Raw genomic sequence first — 16,241 nt, 5'->3', positions numbered from 1 at the left:
CTGGCGGGCACCAGCGCGTAGGCGTACCGCCCGCGGATGCGGCCCTCCCCGTGAGCGACGAGGGCCCCGGCCGCGCAGCGCGACCGAGGCCCTCCCCCCCGAGATCGGAAAACCCGGAACCGAAAACCCGGGACCGGAAGCCCGGAGCCGTCACACCAGGACGGACTCCCGCTGCTCCGCGCCGTCCGGGGCACCGGCCTCGACCGCCACCCCGCGCTTGCGCGGCAGCGCGAACATCAGCAGGAACACCGCCAGCAGCACCCCCGCGACCCACCACATCGCGTGCACGAACGCCCCGCCGAAGGCCGTTCCCAGCGCGTCCGGCGCGACCACGTCGTCCATCGCCCCGAAGAAGGCCACCGACACCAGCCCGAGCCCGAGCGCGTTGCCGACCTGCTGCACGGTGTTGATCAGCCCCGAGGCCGACCCGGCGTGCCGGCGCGGCACCTCGGAGAGGATCGCGTCGGTGATCGGCGCGACGATCAGCCCCATCCCGAGGCCCATCACCACCAGCGGCAGCGCCATCTGCCAGGGCGCGATGCCCGTCCCGTACCGGTGCGCCTCCCCGATGTAGACGAGCACGCCCACCGCCATGATCAGCGCGCCCGCCTGGAGCACCTTGCGCCCGAACCGCGGCACCAGCTTCTGCACCGAGAGCCCGGCCGCCGTGGAGACCGCGAGCGAGAACGGGATGCCGGTGGCACCCGCCTTGAGCGGGCTCCAGCCGAGGCCGACCTGCATGTAGAGCGTCCAGACCAGGAAGAAGATGCCGAGCGCGACGCCGAAGGCCAGCTGCACGCAGATCCCGGCCGCGAAGCTCTTCACCCGGAACAGCGACAGCTCGACCAGCGGCGAGCCGTCCCGCCGCGTCTTGGCCTTCTCGTACACCACGAAGAGCACGAACACCGGCAGGCTGCCGGCCATCGACAGGTAGCCCCAGAGCGGCCAGCCGGCCTCCCGGCCGTGGGTCAGCGGGTAGATCAGCATCAGCAGGCCGAGGCTGGCCAGCGCCACGCCGACCAGGTCCAGCTTGAGCGCGTGCTCGGCCCTGGACTCGTCGATGAAGCGGCGTCCGAGCAGCAGCCCGGCGATGCCGACGGGCAGGTTGATCAGGAAGATCGGCCGCCACTCGAGGCCCAGCAGGTTCCACTCGGTGAGCAGCGCGCCGATCATCGGACCGGACACCGCGCCCAGCCCGACCACCGCGCCGAACATCCCGAACACCTTGCCGCGCTCCTCCGCAGGGAAGGTCGCGTGGATGATCGACAGCACCTGCGGCACCATCAGCGCCGCCGTCCCGCCCTGCAGGATCCGCATCGCGACCAGCATCTCCGGGCCGGAGGCCAGCCCGCACAGCGCCGAGGCCAGCGTGAAGCCGCCGATGCCGATCAGGAAGAGCCGCTTGCGGCCGTGGATGTCGCCGAGCCGCCCGCCGGTGATCAGGCCGATCGCGAAGGCCAGCGCGTAGCCGCCGGTGACCCACTGGATGGCGCTGAAGGAGGCGCCGGTGTCCTGCTGGATGCTCGGGATGGCGATGTTGACGATGGTGACGTCCACCAGGTCCATGAAGGAGGCGACCATCACGATCGCCAGCGCGATCCACCTCCGCCGGTCGGCTCCCGCCGTAGTCATTCCGTTCTCCTCACTCGTCCGCTGCTGCACGTCCGGAACGGTACGGGTCATGTAGGTCAGACCCTGTCCCAGTTCCTCCGGCATGCTGGAGGGCATGAGTGACACGCCGGCCCGGCTGCTGAACCTGCTGTCCCTGCTGCAGACCCCGCGCGAGTGGCCCGGCAGCGAACTCGCCGAGCGGCTCGGCGTCAGCCCGCGCACCATCCGCCGGGACATCGACCGGCTGCGCGACCTCGGCTACCCGGTGCAGGCCACCATGGGCGCGGTCGGCGGCTACCGGTTGGTCGCGGGCACCGCGATGCCGCCGCTGCTCCTGGACGACGAGGAGGCGGTGGCCATCGCGGTCGGCCTGCGGGCGGCCGCCGGGCACGCCGTGGTCGGCATCGAGGAGGCCTCGGTACGGGCACTCGGCAAGCTGCTCCAGGTGCTGCCGGGCCGGCTGCGGCACCGGGTGGGCACCCTGAACACGGCCACCGTGCCGCTGCTCACCGGGGACGGCCCGACCGTCGACCCGGAGGCCCTGACCCTGCTCGCCGGCGCCGTCACCAACCACGAGCGGCTGCGCTTCGCCTACCGGGCCCGCGACGGCGCCGAGACCCGGCGCAACGTCGAGCCCGAGCGGCTCGTCTCGACCGGCCGCCGCTGGTACCTGATCGGCTACGACCTGGACCGGGACGACTGGCGGCTCTTCCGGGTCGACCGGATCACCGAACCGTTCGCCACCGGCGCCCGCTTCACCCCGCGCCCGCTCCCGGCCGAGGACGCCGCCGGGTTCGTCGCGAGCCGGCTGCGCCGCCACTCACCGACGCACACCATGGTGGCCACCGTCCACCGCCCCGCCGCCGAGGTCGACGGCTGGATGCCCTGGACCGGCGACTACGAGCTCGAACCGATCGACGACCACAGCTGCCGTCTGCGCTCCCGGGCCGACTCGCTGAAGTGGCTGGCGGCCGGACTGCTGATGCTGGACTGCGACTTCGAGGTGCACGAGCCGCCGGAGCTGCGCGAGCACCTGCGCACGATCGCGGACCGGGCCGACCGCGCGGCGCCTCGGGGGGCTGAGCCGGGGGGCTGAGCCGGGGGCCGCTCTGGACGGCGGGCCCCGGCGGAAAGGAGGCTCAGACCCCGTACTCGGCCGTCAGCAGCGCCCGCCCGAGGGTGTGGAAGGTGAGGTTGAAGCCGATCTGGGCGGCCGGGGTGTCGGCGGTGACGTCCAGCTTCTCCACGTCCAGCGCGTGCACCGCGAACACGTACCGGTGCGGGGCGCCGGGCGGCGGGGCGGCGCCGTCGTACTTGTTGTCCGGGAAGTCGTTGCGCCCGTGGAAGGAGGCCGCGCCCGGCAGGGACTCGTCCGAGGAGCCGGCGCCGCGCGGCAGTTCGGTGGTGTCGGCGGGCAGGTTGAGGGCCAGCCAGTGCCACCAGCCGGAGCCGGTCGGCGCGTCCGGGTCGTAGCAGGTGACGGCGATGCTCCGGGTGCCCTCCGGCAGGCCCGACCAGGACAGCTGCGGCGAGAGGTTGCCGCCGCCGTGGATGAACTCCTGACCCAGCGTGCCGCCTTCGGTGATGTCCCGGCTGCTCAGTTCGAAGGACGGAACCCGCGGCAGGAACTCGTACGGCAACGGCGGACGAACACTCATGGGGTGCACCTCTCACGCTCGGAATGACACGGATCACTGTAATGGGGTGCACGACCGATCCGGCCGCCCCTACAGTCGACGACATGGCCTCGAAACTCGCCCAGTTGTTCTCGGATTCCCGCCGCGCGCTGTTCACCATGCTCGGGATCCAGGCCGTCATCTGGTCCGTCCAGGTGGTCAACTGGCTGGACGACTACGACCTGTCCAAGGAGTACGGCCTGCGCCCGGAGCGGGTGGACGACCTGCCCGAGATGTTCACCATGCCGTTCCTGCACTTCAGTTGGGACCACATCATCTCCAACTCCTGGCCGCTGTTCGTGCTGGGCTTCCTGGCCGCCTACCGCGGCATGCGGAAGTTCCTGCTGGCCAGCCTCGTGATCACGGTGTCCGGCGGGCTCACCATCTGGCTGCTGGAGAGCTCGAACACCGTGACGGCCGGGGCGAGCGGCATGGTCTACGGCTACCTCGGCTACGTGGTGCTGCGCGGCGTCCTCGACCGCAACCTGCTGGACGCGGTGGTCGGCGTCGGCGTCGCCGCGGTCTACTGGACGATCCTGATCGGCGTGCTGCCGATCGCCCACGGCGTCAGCTGGCTGGGCCACCTCGGCGGGCTGATCGGCGGACTGGCCGCCGCCTACCTGCTCCGCAACCCGGCGCGGCTCCGCAACCAGGAGCCACCGAAGCCCGTCCCCGCGGCTCCCGCCCCGGGCAGCCCCAACGCCGCCCTACTCAAGGAGCTGGACGACCTGGGCCTGTGACCCGACCGGGCGCACCAGGTATAGACCATTACCGGCCCTCCGGCTAGCGTGAACGACGCACCCGTCCCCAGCTCCGGAGCCGCACCGTGGAGTCGTCCGTCCTCGCCTTCGCCACCGACCTGCTCGACGAGGGCGCCGACACCTTCTTCGGCAACCTCACCGACCGCGCCGGCGTCGGCGGCGTCACCCTGGCCTCGGTCTACCACGAGGCCCGCGACGTCTTCCCGCACAACCCCCGCCAGGTGATCCGCTACCTGGAGCCCGGCGCCGCGTACTTCCGCCCCGACCCGGCCCGCTGGGCGGGTCGTCGCCTGGCGCCCGTCCCGTCCACCGCGATCGGCGCGCGCGACCCCTTCGCCGAGGCCGCCGCCGAGGCCGGCCGCCGCGGCCTCAGGCTGCACGCCTGGACGGTCTTCTGCCACAACGATCGGCTCGGCTTCGCCCACCCCGACTGCGCCCCGGCCAACGCCTTCGGCGACCGCCACCTCACCGAGCTCTGCCCGGCCCACCCCGAGGTACGGGAGTACGCGCTGACCCTGGTCGAGGAGCTGGCGCGGTACGGCGTGGACGCGATCCGCGCGGAGTCCCTGCACTTCCACGGCCTGCGCCACGGCTACCACCACGAGCGCTACTTCGAGGAGCTGGGCCCGACCGCCGAGGCCCTGCTCGGCGTCTGCTTCTGCCCGCACTGCCGCGCCGCCGCCACCCGCACGGGCGTCCCGGCCGAGCAGGTGGCCGAGGCCGTCCGGGCCGAACTGCGCCGCCGCCTGGCCGATCAGGAGGCCGCCGCCGAGCCCGCCGACCTGAGCGCCCTCGCCGACGGCGCCTTCGCCGGCTACGTGGACGCCTCCGCCGCCACCGTCACCTCGCTCGCCGCCGAACTCACCGAACGCGCCCGCCACCACGGCATGCGGCTGAGCTTCATGGACGGCGGCGGCCCCGGCAGGGGCTGGCTGGCGGGAATCGACCTGCCCGCCCTCGCCGCGGCCACCGACCAGATCGAGACCCTCGGCTACGCCGGGACCCCGGAGGCCGTCCGGGAGAAGCTCGCCGCCTTCGCCCTGCACGGCGTCCGGCCGGAGCGGATGGCGGTGATCCTTCGCCCGATGGCCGCGGACTGCGACGGACCGGAGAACCTCGCCGCCAAGATCGGGGTGCTGCGCGGCCTCGGTGTCCCCGAGGTCGAGTTCTACCACTACGGCCTGATGCGGCTGTCCTCCCTCGACCGGATCGGCGCCGCGCTCGGGAGCTGACTCACCGCCGCCACTGGACGTCCCGAACAGGCTGCGCGGGATCTCCTGCCCGAGCCGCCACCCGGCCGAGCGGCCGGAGACGTCCCCCTGACCTCCCGGACGGTCTGCGGGGCGGGGCGGAGGACATCGGTGCACGCGACCGGACGGGATCAGACGCCAAAAACACGGCCTGAACCCGGCCGCGACCGGGCGATGTTCACGACATTTCCCATCAAACAGCCGCAATCACCCACCCCCAGCCCACAACCGTGCGCGTGGCGCCCCCGCGGCTGCTGGGCCATCCGCCGTCCGAACGGTAGGCTTTCCGTGTGATCTTCAAGCGCATCGGCAATGGGCGGCCGTACCCGGATCACGGCCGGACGAGCACCCGCCAGTGGGCTGACGTCGCCCCGCGTCCGGTGCGGCTCGACCAGCTGGTGACCACCAAGGGCCAACTCGACCTGGAAACCCTGCTGGCCGAGGACTCGACCTTCTACGGGGACCTCTTCGCCCACGTGGTGAAGTGGCACGGCGACCTCTACCTGGAGGACGGGCTGCACCGGGCCGTACGGGCCGCGCTGCAGCAGCGCCAGGTGCTGCACGCCCGTGTCCTCGAAATGGACTGACGGCCGCACGGCGACTTCCCGGACCGCCCCCTCGCCACCCGGCGGAGGGCGGTCCGCGCGTACCCGGGTACCTCCTTTCGGGTGCCGGGGTACGCCAGATGATGATCATTTAGTACCTTCCCAGCTGTCCGGCACTACGCTGCTGACTACGGCCGCGACCAGGGGATCCGCCCGCACCGGGAGGACGCCTCTGCCCGGCCGCCCGTCATCCCGACCCCGCCCCGGCACGAGGGGGAGACAAACCGTGAGCATGTTGACTCCCCAAGGCCTCAAGGGGAAGCAGTACCGCATCACCGGCAACGCCTACCCGCGGCTTGGCCGGCCCCCGAAGAAGAGTCGCAAGGTGATCGCCGCGCTCGCGGCCCTGCTCGCCCTGGCCCTGATCGGCCTCGGCGGCGTGCAGCTGTACGACATCTTCCGCGGCAGGACCGGAAACGCCTCCGCGCAGGCCTGCGCCGACCCGTCCGGCAAGCCGCTGGCCGCCCCGACCCCGGGCGCCACCCCCGGCACCCCCGCGGCCTCCGGCGCCCCGGCCGCCGCGCTGGACCCGCACGCCGTACCCGCGCCCACGGCCGTCACGGTGAACGTCTACAACGCCACCACCAAGGCCGGCCTGGCCGGGCGGACCGCCGACGAGCTCAAGAAGCGCGGCTTCGTCATCGGCAAGGTCGGCAACGCGCCCGCCGAACTGGACAAGAAGGTGCCCGGCACCGCCCAGGTGATCGCCGGCCCGACCGGCGCCGCCGCCGGCACGCTGGTCAGCTCCCAGATCGCCGGGGCCACCGTCACCGCCGACGCCCGCACCGACGCCAGCGTGGACTTCGTGATCGGCGACAGCTACAACGCCCTACTGGACGAGACCCAGGCGGCCGCCGCCCTCGCCCTGGCCATCAAGCCCTCCCCCACCCCGAGCGCCACCGGCAGCTGCTGACCGCACGGCGGGGAAGAGCAGAGCCCCCGGCCGCGCGGCCGGGGGCTCTCGGACGTTCGGAAGGTCAGCCGGCCGTGCCGTACAGCCGGTCGCCCGCGTCGCCCAGGCCGGGGACGATGTAGCCGTTCTCGTTCAGCCGCTCGTCCAGCGCGGCGGTGACCACGGTGACCGGCAGGTCGGCCAGCTCGCGCTTCATCACCTCGACGCCCTCCGGCGCGGCCAGCAGCACCACGGCGGTGACGTCGGTGGCGCCGCGCTCGATCAGCATCCTGATCGCCGCGACCAGGGTGCCGCCGGTGGCCAGCATCGGGTCCAGCACGTAGACCTGGCGGCCGGAGAGGTCGTCGGGCATCCGGGTGGCGTACGTGGAGGCCTCCAGGGTCTCCTCGTTGCGCACCATGCCGAGGAAGCCGACCTCGGCGGTCGGCAGCAGGCGGGTCATCCCGTCCAGCATGCCGAGACCGGCCCGCAGGATCGGCACGACCAGCGGACGCGGGTAGCTGAGCCGGGTGCCGAGCGTGACCGCCACGGGGGTGGTGATCTCCACCTCGTCGGTGCGGACGTCCCGGGTGGCCTCGTAGGCGAGGAGGGTCACCAGCTCGTCGGTCAGGCGACGGAAGGTCGGCGAGTCGGTGCGCTCGTCGCGCAGGGTGGAGAGCTTGTGGGCGACCAGGGGGTGGTCGACGACGTGGAGACGCATGTACCGAGGTTAGCCCGGTCCTGGACGCCTGTACGACACGCCGTGCCAGGCCGCCCACCGGCCGCGGTCACCTTTCGGTGACACGCCGTGACGAGCGGCGGATGTCCGGACGGAACCGGTTCCTGTGGTATCAACCCGGCGCTTCTGGGAATGTCACGTCTTATGACGAGCAACCCGAAAGCCGGGGACGGCTCGGCGGACGAGCCCGTCGGCGGGGCGGCCCTTCACGCCGGCCCGCCGCAGGACCCCCCGGAGACCGAGTCGGAGCGCCGCAGGCGGCGGGCCGTCTTCCTACGCGAGCTCACCGAGGCCCGCGAGTTGAGGGAGCGGGTCCAGCCCCGACGGACCAAGGAACGCCGGATGCGCGAAGCGATGCGGATGCGAACCTTCCGCATCTGAGCCGGCCCGGCCCGGCTCCCCCACCCCTGCGATCCGACCCCGGCCCGGCCCGTCACCGACCCGACAGGCGTTCGGGCCAAAATTCGACCGGCGTCGGCGGGCCCCGGCCCGGCTCGGCCGCCGGCCGCCCGGCCCTTCCGACACGACCTGCAAAGACGCGCTGCCGAACAGCCCCCGCAAGGGCGGGCTTTCTGTCACGATTCCGATGGGACGGTCCGAACAAGCGGACCGCCTCTGGCGCGGGGGCGGCCAGATTTTCGCGTCGCCCGAGCGCGCCGACAGCCGAGACCGATGATCTTGGGAGTGTCCCTGGTGGCGTACTTCGCTGCAGTGCTTGCTCGCACCGAGGACGGGTGGGATGTGAGCGAGACGGAGCTCGACGACGTCGAAACCCTGGCCGATCTGGCCGACCTGGCCCGCGGCTCCGCCCAGGACGACGACAGCGTCCTGATCTTCATCGAACAGGAGGACTCCTGGTTCGCCATCGTCCGGGTGGACGGTGAGGACGACCCGCGGATCTTCGTGTCGGACGGCGCCGCCGCCGCCCGCAGCTCCTACGGCTCCGTCCTCACCGACGAGCTGGTCGACCAGGCCGGCGAGAGCGAGTTCGGCGACCTGGACCACCTGCTGGACGAGGAGGCCGAGGCCGAGGAGCAGGACGACGAGGACGCGGACGGCCGCGGCGGCGTCCCGGTCGGCCCGCTGGGCGACGCCCACCTGCTCACCGAGTTCGGCCTGGCCGCCGACGAACTGCTCGCCCTCAGTGGCGAGGGCGCGGTGCCGGGCGACGCCCTGGAGGAGATCGCCGAGGCGCTGGGCTGCGGCGAGGTCCTGGAGGCGGTCCGGTAGCGGCACCGGTCAGGCCGGTGTCCACCACCGGATGCCCGACACTGGATGCCATGCAGCCCGCATCCACCCCGCTGACCGTCCCGTACGTCCCCCCACTGCCCGCCCCCGTCCGCCCCGACCCGGTCCGCGACCGCTGGGCGGCGCCGATGCGCCTCGCCATCGCCGAGGCCGCCCTGGCGCCGGCCACCGGGGACGTCCCGGTCGGGGCGCTCGTCCTGGGCCCGGACGGCGAGGTGCTCGGGCGCGGCCACAACGAGCGCGAGGCGGTCGGCGACCCGACCGCGCACGCCGAGGTGGTCGCGATCCGGCAGGCCGCCGGGAAGGCCGGGGAGTGGCGGCTCGGCGGCTGCACCCTGGTGGTCACCCTGGAGCCGTGCACGATGTGCGCAGGCGCCATCGTGCTGTCCCGGATCGACCGGGTGGTCTACGGCGCCCTCGACGAGAAGGCCGGCGCGGCCGGCTCGCTCTTCGACGTGATGCGCGACCGCCGGCTCAACCACCGGCCCGAGGTGATCTGGGGCGTCCTCGCCGAGGAGTGCGGCGAGCAGCTGCGCGCCTTCTTCGACACCCACCGCTGATCCCGTGATCCCGCCGCCGACCACGCCGCCGTTCCCGTCGGCGAGCCGCCCCCGGGAACGGATTTCGTGACCGCGCCACCCGTCCGGTAGAGTTCCCCTCGGTAGCGTGTCCGAGCGGCCAAAGGAGCACGCCTCGAAAGCGTGTGTGGGGGCAACTCCACCGTGGGTTCGAATCCCACCGCTACCGCTGGAAAGCCCGAGGGCCCGTCCGATCCGGACGGGCCCTCGGCGTTTGCGCGCACCCCCGGACGCGGAAAGGGCCCCGCACTCCGGGCCCGTGACCACCACGGCCCGGCCCGTACGGAGCCTGGAGGGGGAGCGGCTCGGGGGGCCGACCGCTCCCCCGGCGGAGTCCCACAACCGGTGCCGCGTCCGGGGGGGAGCCGCGACGGCCGGTCCCACAGCGGGGAACTCCGGATCCACATGCCGGGGATTCCTGCCAGACCCCGGGCACGCCGTCTATCCTGCCGCCGGGCCGACGGCGGGGCACCCGGAGAAAGGCCCCACTCGCGGGGACCTTCGTCCCGCCGGGCCAACGCGCCGCACACTTGATAGCCCGTCCGGTGGATAAGCTGCCCTGCAGGGCCGCTCGGGGACCCGGATGACGGCGGCCCACCGCAGGGAGGAAGGTCACGATGGCGCAGGCGAAGAAGATCGGCATGGTCCTCCTGCTCATCTTCGTGCTCTACTCGATCATCACCTCACCGGCCCGGTCCGCCGAACTCGTCCAGCTGGGCTTCGAGGGCATCTCGAACGCGGCCAAGGCGGTCGGTACCTTCATGACCGGTCTGATCAAGTAAGGAGCGGCCATCGTGATCCGCCACCTCGTCCTCTTCAAGCTCAACGAGGGCGTCGCCAAGGACGACCAGCGCGCGCTCGCCGGCGCCGAGGCGTTCGCCGAACTCGGCTCGTTGATCCCCGAGCTGCGCGAGTGGGAGTGCGGCTGGAACACCACCGAGCGCGACATCGCGTACGACTACGCGATCAACAGCCTGGTCGAGGACCGCGAGTCCCTCCAGGCGTACCTGACCCACCCCGCGCACCAGGCCGCGGCGGGCCAGTGGCGCGAGTTCGCGACCTGGGTGATCGCCGACATCGAGGTCTGATCCCGCCCGGCCGTCCCCCGGACGGCCCGCGTCGCCCCGCCCGGCCTCCGGGCGGGGCGTCCTGCTCTGTCCGGGAACGACCCGTGCGGCGCCTCGCCGGCGGGCGCCGGGGAGTTCGGGCACCCCACCAACACACCTCCACCGGGTGCTTGCCCGACCTGCGCCCACCTTGTGATGCTATGACCGGTTTTGCCGGACATGGCGAGGTGTGAACCAGCCAGCGACACCCGATCCGCAGGGCCCGCCGTTGTCGACTATGGGAGGGGTGACGTGTCCGTGGACGAGGTACTGGCGGCGATCATCAGCCCGGCCGGCGAGCTCCGCCCGGACGGGCTTCGCGGCCCCGGTGGCCGGCCCGCCGTGGACGTCCGGACGCTCACCAGGGTGCTGTTCGAGCGGCTCTCCGAGCTGCCCCCGGACGCCCCCGAGCGGGAGCGGGTCCGGGCCGCGCTGATCGAGGTGAACATCCCGCTGGTCCGCTACGCGGCCACCCGCTTCCGCAGCCGCAGCGAGCCGATGGAGGACGTCGTCCAGGTCGGCACCATCGGTCTGATCAACGCGATCGACCGCTTCGACCCGACCCGGGGCGTCCAGTTCCCCACCTACGCGCTGCCGACCATCCTCGGCGAGATCAAGCGCTACTTCCGGGACAACGTCCGCACCATGCACGTCCCGCGCCGGCTCCAGGAACTGTGGGTGCAGGTCAGCGGCGCCATGGAGGAGCTGACGGTACTGCACGGGCGGGCCCCCAAGGTGCCCGAGATCGCCGCCAGCCTGCGGATCCCCGAGGAGGACGTCCGGGCCTGCCTGGACGCCGGGCGCGCCTACAACGCGGCCTCCCTGGAGGCCGCCCAGGAGCACGAGGGCGGCCTCGCCCTGCTGGACCGGCTCGGCTACGAGGACTCCGCGCTGGCCGAGGTCGAGCACCGCGACATGGTCCGCCACCTGCTGGTGCAACTCCCCGAACGGGAGCGGCGGATCGTGATGCTGCGGTTCTTCGCCAACCTCACCCAGTCGCAGATCAGCACCGAGCTGGGGATGTCCCAGATGCACGTCTCCCGGCTGCTCTCCCGGATCCTGACGAGGCTTCGGACCGGCAACTCCTGGGAAGAGTGAGGTTGCAGCGCGTTACCCCCGTGTGACAACTCGCGACGTTCGGGTTTGCCGTGGGCCGTGTTCCGGTATGGAGGGGGTTGGGCCCCCGCCGGGAACCTCCGTGCGACGGCCCCCGTTCAACTGTCAGTCACAAGGGGGTGGGTGCATGTCCGGAGAGCTGGGCACTGCGGAGATCCACGCTGGTCAGGCCAAGGGCACGGCGGTCGCCGAGGACCGGATCCCGCTCCAACGGGTCGGCCCGGGGGTGCCCACCGAGGGGGCACCCGCCCAGGGGACGCCCGCCGAGGCACCGCCCGGCTCCGGGCTGGACACCCGGACACTCTCCCGCTCGCTGTTCCTGCGGCTGGCCACACTGGAGCCCGGCAGCGAGGAGCACACCTACGTCCGCGACACCCTGATCGAGCTCAACCTGCCGCTGGTCCGGTACGCCTCGGCCCGCTTCCGCAGCCGCAACGAGCCGATGGAGGACATCGTCCAGGTCGGCACCATCGGCCTGATCAAGGCGATCGACCGCTTCGACCCGGAGCGCGGGGTGGAGTTCCCCACCTTCGCGATGCCGACCGTGGTCGGCGAGATCAAGCGCTTCTTCCGGGACACCAGCTGGTCGGTCCGGGTGCCGCGCCGGCTCCAGGAGCTGCGGCTGGCACTCACCAAGGCCGGGGACGACCTGTCCCAGCGGCTGGACCGTTCCCCCACCGTCGCCGAGCTGGCCGCCTGCCTCGGGGTCAGCGAGGAGGACGTGGTCGAGGGCCTCGCGGTGGGCAACGCCTACACCGCCAGCTCGCTCGACTCCAGCCCCGGCGAGGAGGACAGCGAGGGGCCGCTGGCCGACCGGCTCGGCTACGAGGACCTCGCGCTGGAGGGCGTGGAGTACCGGGAGTCGCTCAAGCCGCTGCTGGCCAAGCTGCCCCCGCGCGAGCGCCGGATCATCATGCTGCGGTTCTTCGGCAACCTCACCCAGTCCCAGATCGGCGAGGAGATCGGCATCTCCCAGATGCACGTGTCCCGGCTGCTCACCCGGACGCTCACCCAGCTCCGGGAGGGGCTGATCAGCGAGGGCTGACCGCCGGGCAGGCCCTAGTCCGTCCCGCCGTCCAGCAGGTTGGCGCGCAGTCCGGCCAGTACCTCCTCGTCCAGCCCGAGCCCCTCCCGCCAGAAGGCGTCGAAGCCGGCCCAGCCGGCCTCGACCTCCGCGAAGGCCGCGTCCAGGTAGCCGCGGTCGGCCCGGAAGACCGGCAGGAGGAGCTCGGGCTCGCGCATCAGGCCCCGGCTGCCGAAGTCCTCCAGCACCCGTTCGACCACGGCGGCGGAGCGCTCGTTGGTGAGCAGGTAGTCGGCGAGCACGGTCTCGCGGTCCACGCCCAGGGCGGTCAGCACCAGCGCGGCCGCCCAGCCGGTGCGGTCCTTGCCGGCCGAGCAGTGGAACAGCAGCGGCACGCCGCCCGGGTCGGCCAGCAGCCGCAGCAGGGCGGCGAAGCGCTCGCGGGCCACCGGGTCGGTGACGAACCAGCGGTAGAGCCCGGTCATCATCGCGGCCGCCCGGCCGTTGCCGAGCAGGCCGCGCTGCTTGCGCGCGCTGCGGTCGGAGAGGGCGCCGCGCAGCGTGGTGTTGATGTCGAAGTCCGTTGCCAGCAACGGAAGGTGGTGGGAGGTCACGCCGTCCGGCAGCAGGTCAGGACCGGCCTCGCGGATCTCGTCGGAGCTGCGCAGGTCGACCACCGCGCGCAGGCCGAGCGCGCCCAGCGGGTCGACGTCCTCGGCGGTGACCCGGTTCAGGCCGTCACTGCGCAGGACGACGCCACCGCGCACCACCCGCCCCCCGGCCGTCCGGTAGCCACCCAGGTCGCGAGCGTTGACCGCGCCGCGCAGACCGAGACTGCGCCCGACCAGGACCGCTCGGCCCGGCTTCGGGAGCGCATTCCGTACGTCCCCGATTCGCTCGGATGCGATCCGCCCATCGGTCACCCGCGAGCCTCCATTGCAAATTCGAACTGTCACATGGCACAGCGGTGCCCGATATTGCATGAACCTGCCCATTGCAGCGACATGATGTGCAAGAGTGTCAGGCGCAACGACGACAGTGTAGGTGCCCCACGGATCCGTGTGAGCCGCACAGTCGGTAACCAGCTGTAGCACTCGGCTTCCGGTTTTTCATTTTCAATTCATTATTTGCGCGGGCGGTCCGGTTGCGGTCACAATCAGCGCCTCCATGGCTTCACCATGAACGTTGGTAACAGGTTCGCTGCACTCTCGCCCAATTGGTCCCTCGCACCGTCGACGCTCGACCAGGATGGGCGCCGGGCAGCCTGCTGCCCGCGAACAGCTACACGGGCAGGCGAGCGCCGAGCAGCGCGGGGCCTGCCCAAGGGGAGGATCAGACATGGGTCAAACGACCCGAAGAGTTGCCGCCTGCGCAGCGGCAGTTCTGCTGGCCAGCGGCCTGCAGACCACCCTGGCCCACGGCGACACCACGCCGCCCAGGATCGACCTCACCGTCCTGGTCATCGACGACGGGGGTCCGTCCGTCGCGGCGATCACCGCCGAGCTGAAGAGCCAGGGCACGCCGTACAAGGTCGTCAGTCTCAATGACCCCAACCGTCCCGTGATCAACTCGGCTTTCCTGAGCGACACGGTGAACGGGCTCCCCCGGGGCAAGTACCAGGGCATCGTGCTGCCCAACGAAAACCCCTTCCCCAACAGCGCCGCCGAGATGACGGCGATCGCCACGTACGAAGCCGCTTTCAACGTCCGGCAGATCGACGCGTACACGTGGGCCAGTCCGGCGGTCGGACTGAACTACGCCCAGAATCCGGGATTCGTCGGCACCCTCGACGGATTCCAGGCGGCCACCACCACGGCCGGGACTTCCGGTCCGTTCGGGTACCTCAAGGGCAGCGTCCCGTTCGAGGACAACGACCCCAACGTCAGCGAGAGTTACGGCTACCTGGCGACGCCGCTCGCCAACCTGCCGACCGGTGCCTCCTTCGTCCCGCTGGTCGACGCGGCGATACCGGGCACGACCAGCCGCGGCTCGCTGGTCGGCGAGTACACCCACGACGGCCGCAAGGAACTGGTCGTCACGTTCGTCTACAACCAGTACCAGCAGCAGTACCGGCTGCTGGCCCGCGGCATGGTCGACTGGATCACCCAGGGCGTCCACCTCGGCTACGACCGCAACTACTTCGCCACCCACGTGGACGACGTGTTCCTGGCCGACGACCGCTGGGACACCGTGCTCAAGTGCACCCCCGGTGACGTCACCTGCCCGCCCGGCACCCCGGACACCGCCAACCCGATCCGGATGACCCAGGCGGACGCGCAGTACCTCAAGCAGTGGCAGACCGCCAACAACTTCACGCTGGACATGGTGTTCAACGGCGGCGGCAGCGAGGACTGGAAGTCCGACCACCAGACCACGGTGGACCCGACCGCCAGCCAGATGATCTCCGACCAGAACAGCTACCGCTGGGTCAACCACACCTACACCCACCCCTACCTGGGCTGCGTGCAGGACGTCAGCGTGGTGCCGTGGAAGTGCACCAAGGACGCCTCGGGCAACACCGTCTGGACCGACCAGAACACCATCTCCACCCAGATCAAGCAGAACTTCGACTGGGCCACCGCCAACGGCCTCAAGGTCGACCCGCAGGTGCTCGTCACCGGCGAGCACTCCGGTCTGCTCACCGCCCCGCAGGAGACCAGCGACAACCCGAACCTGGCGCCGGCGCTGGCCGCCAACGGCATCAGGTTCACCGGCAGCGACGCCTCCCGCGAGCCCGCCCAGCGGGCCGTCGGCTCGTCCACGCTGACCGTGCCGCGGTACCCGATGAACGTCTTCTACAACGCCGGTTCGGCGCAGGAGGAGACGGACGAGTACAACTGGATCTACACCAGCAAGGCCAACGGCGGCAGCGGCGTCTGCGAGAACAACGCCAACTCCACCTGCCTGTCCGCGCCGCTGGACACCACCACCGGTTACCAGTCGTACATCGTGCCGCTCGAGGCCCGGATCGACCTCGGCCACGTGCTGAACAACGACCCGCGCCCGCACTTCGTGCACCAGTCGAACCTCTCCGAGGGCCGCATCCTGTACCCGGTGCTGGAGAAGGTCCTCGGCACCTACCGCTCGCTCTACGCCGACAGCACCCCGATCGTGAACCTCGGTGAGCGCGAGATCGGCCAGGAGTTCCAGAAGCGCGCGGCGTGGAACAACGCCCTCGCCTCCGGCCAGGTCACCGCGTACAAGATCGGCAACACCGTCACCGTCAGCGCGCCGGCCGGTGTTCAGATCCAGGCCACCATGCCGACCGGAACTGCTCAGAAGATGGCCATCGGTACGGCCGCCTTCGGTTCGGCCTACGCCGGTACGCTCTCGGGCTGGGCGTCCCCGGGCTCCCTGCAGAGCAGCGTCACCCTGCAGCTCCCGGCCGCCGCCGCGCCGGCCGCCCCGGCCGCCGTCGCGCCGAGCGTCGCGGCCAAGTCCGTCCCGGCACCGGCGCCGGCGGACAAGAAGGTCGTGCCGCAGGGCGTCGCCACCCCCGTCCCGGCGGGGCCGGGCGACACCACCCGCAAGCCCGCTGCCAAGTCCCTCGTGCCCGGCAGCGGAATCCCGGTGCCCGGCAAGGCCGCCGTCCAGGGCAAGGGCGCCCAGCACTCCGGCAAGCAGTAACCCGCAAC

At 71.8% G+C, this 16,241-nt stretch carries 17 protein-coding genes and 1 tRNA gene; 14 read left to right on the top strand and 4 right to left on the bottom strand.

The features are described 5' to 3' along the window. Positions 1–150: 150 nt before the first annotated feature. On the bottom strand, positions 151–1,632 hold the full coding sequence (locus HS99_RS29980) for an MFS transporter (protein ID WP_030278511.1): 1,482 nt from the start codon (positions 1,630–1,632) through the stop codon (positions 151–153). 94 nt (positions 1,633–1,726) lie between these two features. Between HS99_RS29980 and HS99_RS29975 the strand changes: the two genes are divergently transcribed. Further along, positions 1,727–2,707, top strand: a complete 981-nt coding sequence (locus tag HS99_RS29975; RefSeq protein ID WP_030551994.1) for a helix-turn-helix transcriptional regulator — start codon at positions 1,727–1,729, stop codon at positions 2,705–2,707. A gap of 43 nt (positions 2,708–2,750) precedes the next feature. Here HS99_RS29975 and HS99_RS29970 read toward each other — a convergent pair whose 3' ends face one another. Beyond that, positions 2,751–3,269 carry a YbhB/YbcL family Raf kinase inhibitor-like protein gene (locus tag HS99_RS29970; protein WP_030278508.1) on the bottom strand — a complete coding sequence of 173 codons (519 nt, stop codon included), beginning with the start codon at positions 3,267–3,269 and terminating at the stop codon, positions 2,751–2,753. Between the two features lie 83 nt (positions 3,270–3,352). On the opposite strand from HS99_RS29970, the gene HS99_RS29965 reads away from it, so the two are divergent. From HS99_RS29965 to HS99_RS29950, 4 genes are all read left to right on the top strand, one after another. After that, on the top strand, positions 3,353–4,027 hold the full coding sequence (locus HS99_RS29965; RefSeq protein WP_030278506.1) for a rhomboid family intramembrane serine protease: 675 nt from the start codon (positions 3,353–3,355) through the stop codon (positions 4,025–4,027). A gap of 86 nt (positions 4,028–4,113) precedes the next feature. Continuing rightward, positions 4,114–5,280, top strand: coding sequence for a hypothetical protein (locus tag HS99_RS29960; protein WP_030551997.1), 1,167 nt, complete (start codon positions 4,114–4,116; stop codon positions 5,278–5,280). Between the two features lie 308 nt (positions 5,281–5,588). After that, the gene (locus HS99_RS29955) at positions 5,589–5,885 is read left to right on the top strand and encodes a type II toxin-antitoxin system VapB family antitoxin (RefSeq protein ID WP_030273186.1); all 297 of its coding nucleotides are present in this window, start codon (positions 5,589–5,591) and stop codon (positions 5,883–5,885) included. A gap of 250 nt (positions 5,886–6,135) precedes the next feature. Further along, positions 6,136–6,816, top strand: coding sequence for a LytR C-terminal domain-containing protein (locus HS99_RS29950; protein WP_094742895.1), 681 nt, complete (start codon positions 6,136–6,138; stop codon positions 6,814–6,816). 64 nt (positions 6,817–6,880) lie between these two features. Here the strand turns inward: HS99_RS29950 and upp are convergent, their stop codons facing one another. After that, entirely contained in the window at positions 6,881–7,516 is a 636-nt protein-coding gene (upp, locus tag HS99_RS29945; protein ID WP_030278500.1) for a uracil phosphoribosyltransferase, read from the bottom strand. Between the two features lie 162 nt (positions 7,517–7,678). Here upp and HS99_RS29940 point away from each other — a divergent pair, with 162 nt between their 5' ends. From HS99_RS29940 to HS99_RS29910, 8 genes are all read left to right on the top strand, one after another. Further along, on the top strand, positions 7,679–7,915 hold the full coding sequence (locus tag HS99_RS29940; RefSeq protein ID WP_030278498.1) for a hypothetical protein: 237 nt from the start codon (positions 7,679–7,681) through the stop codon (positions 7,913–7,915). A gap of 291 nt (positions 7,916–8,206) precedes the next feature. Further along, a complete protein-coding gene (locus tag HS99_RS29935) occupies positions 8,207–8,764 on the top strand; it encodes a tRNA adenosine deaminase-associated protein (protein ID WP_030278496.1) in 558 nt (185 codons plus the stop codon). Positions 8,765–8,814: 50 nt separating this feature from the next. Next, a complete protein-coding gene (gene tadA / locus HS99_RS29930; protein WP_078866975.1) occupies positions 8,815–9,342 on the top strand; it encodes a tRNA adenosine(34) deaminase TadA in 528 nt (175 codons plus the stop codon). A gap of 100 nt (positions 9,343–9,442) precedes the next feature. Continuing rightward, positions 9,443–9,529, top strand: a tRNA-Ser gene (locus tag HS99_RS29925). A 448-nt stretch (positions 9,530–9,977) separates the two neighbouring features. Then, entirely contained in the window at positions 9,978–10,142 is a 165-nt protein-coding gene (locus HS99_RS45370) for a hypothetical protein (RefSeq protein WP_167344920.1), read from the top strand. A 12-nt stretch (positions 10,143–10,154) separates the two neighbouring features. Beyond that, the gene (locus tag HS99_RS29920; RefSeq protein WP_030278492.1) at positions 10,155–10,448 is read left to right on the top strand and encodes a Dabb family protein; all 294 of its coding nucleotides are present in this window, start codon (positions 10,155–10,157) and stop codon (positions 10,446–10,448) included. Between the two features lie 270 nt (positions 10,449–10,718). Beyond that, positions 10,719–11,564: an RNA polymerase sigma factor SigF gene (locus HS99_RS29915; RefSeq protein WP_370863317.1), complete on the top strand. Its 846-nt coding sequence runs from the start codon at positions 10,719–10,721 to the stop codon at positions 11,562–11,564. A gap of 145 nt (positions 11,565–11,709) precedes the next feature. Continuing rightward, entirely contained in the window at positions 11,710–12,627 is a 918-nt protein-coding gene (locus HS99_RS29910) for an RNA polymerase sigma factor SigF (RefSeq protein WP_030278488.1), read from the top strand. Positions 12,628–12,641: 14 nt separating this feature from the next. On the opposite strand, the gene HS99_RS29905 is transcribed toward HS99_RS29910, so the two are convergent. Next, positions 12,642–13,529, bottom strand: a complete 888-nt coding sequence (locus tag HS99_RS29905; protein WP_050366690.1) for a tyrosine-protein phosphatase — start codon at positions 13,527–13,529, stop codon at positions 12,642–12,644. 415 nt (positions 13,530–13,944) lie between these two features. Between HS99_RS29905 and HS99_RS29900 the strand changes: the two genes are divergently transcribed. Next, positions 13,945–16,233, top strand: a complete 2,289-nt coding sequence (locus tag HS99_RS29900; RefSeq protein ID WP_063737960.1) for a hypothetical protein — start codon at positions 13,945–13,947, stop codon at positions 16,231–16,233. The last annotated feature ends 8 nt before the right edge of the window (positions 16,234–16,241 follow it).

This window comes from Kitasatospora aureofaciens (assembly GCF_001188955.3).
In the GTDB taxonomy this organism is placed as follows: domain Bacteria; phylum Actinomycetota; class Actinomycetes; order Streptomycetales; family Streptomycetaceae; genus Kitasatospora; species Kitasatospora aureofaciens.
Note: the sequence above shows the minus strand (reverse complement) of the source record. Positions and strands in the feature narration are given on the sequence as shown.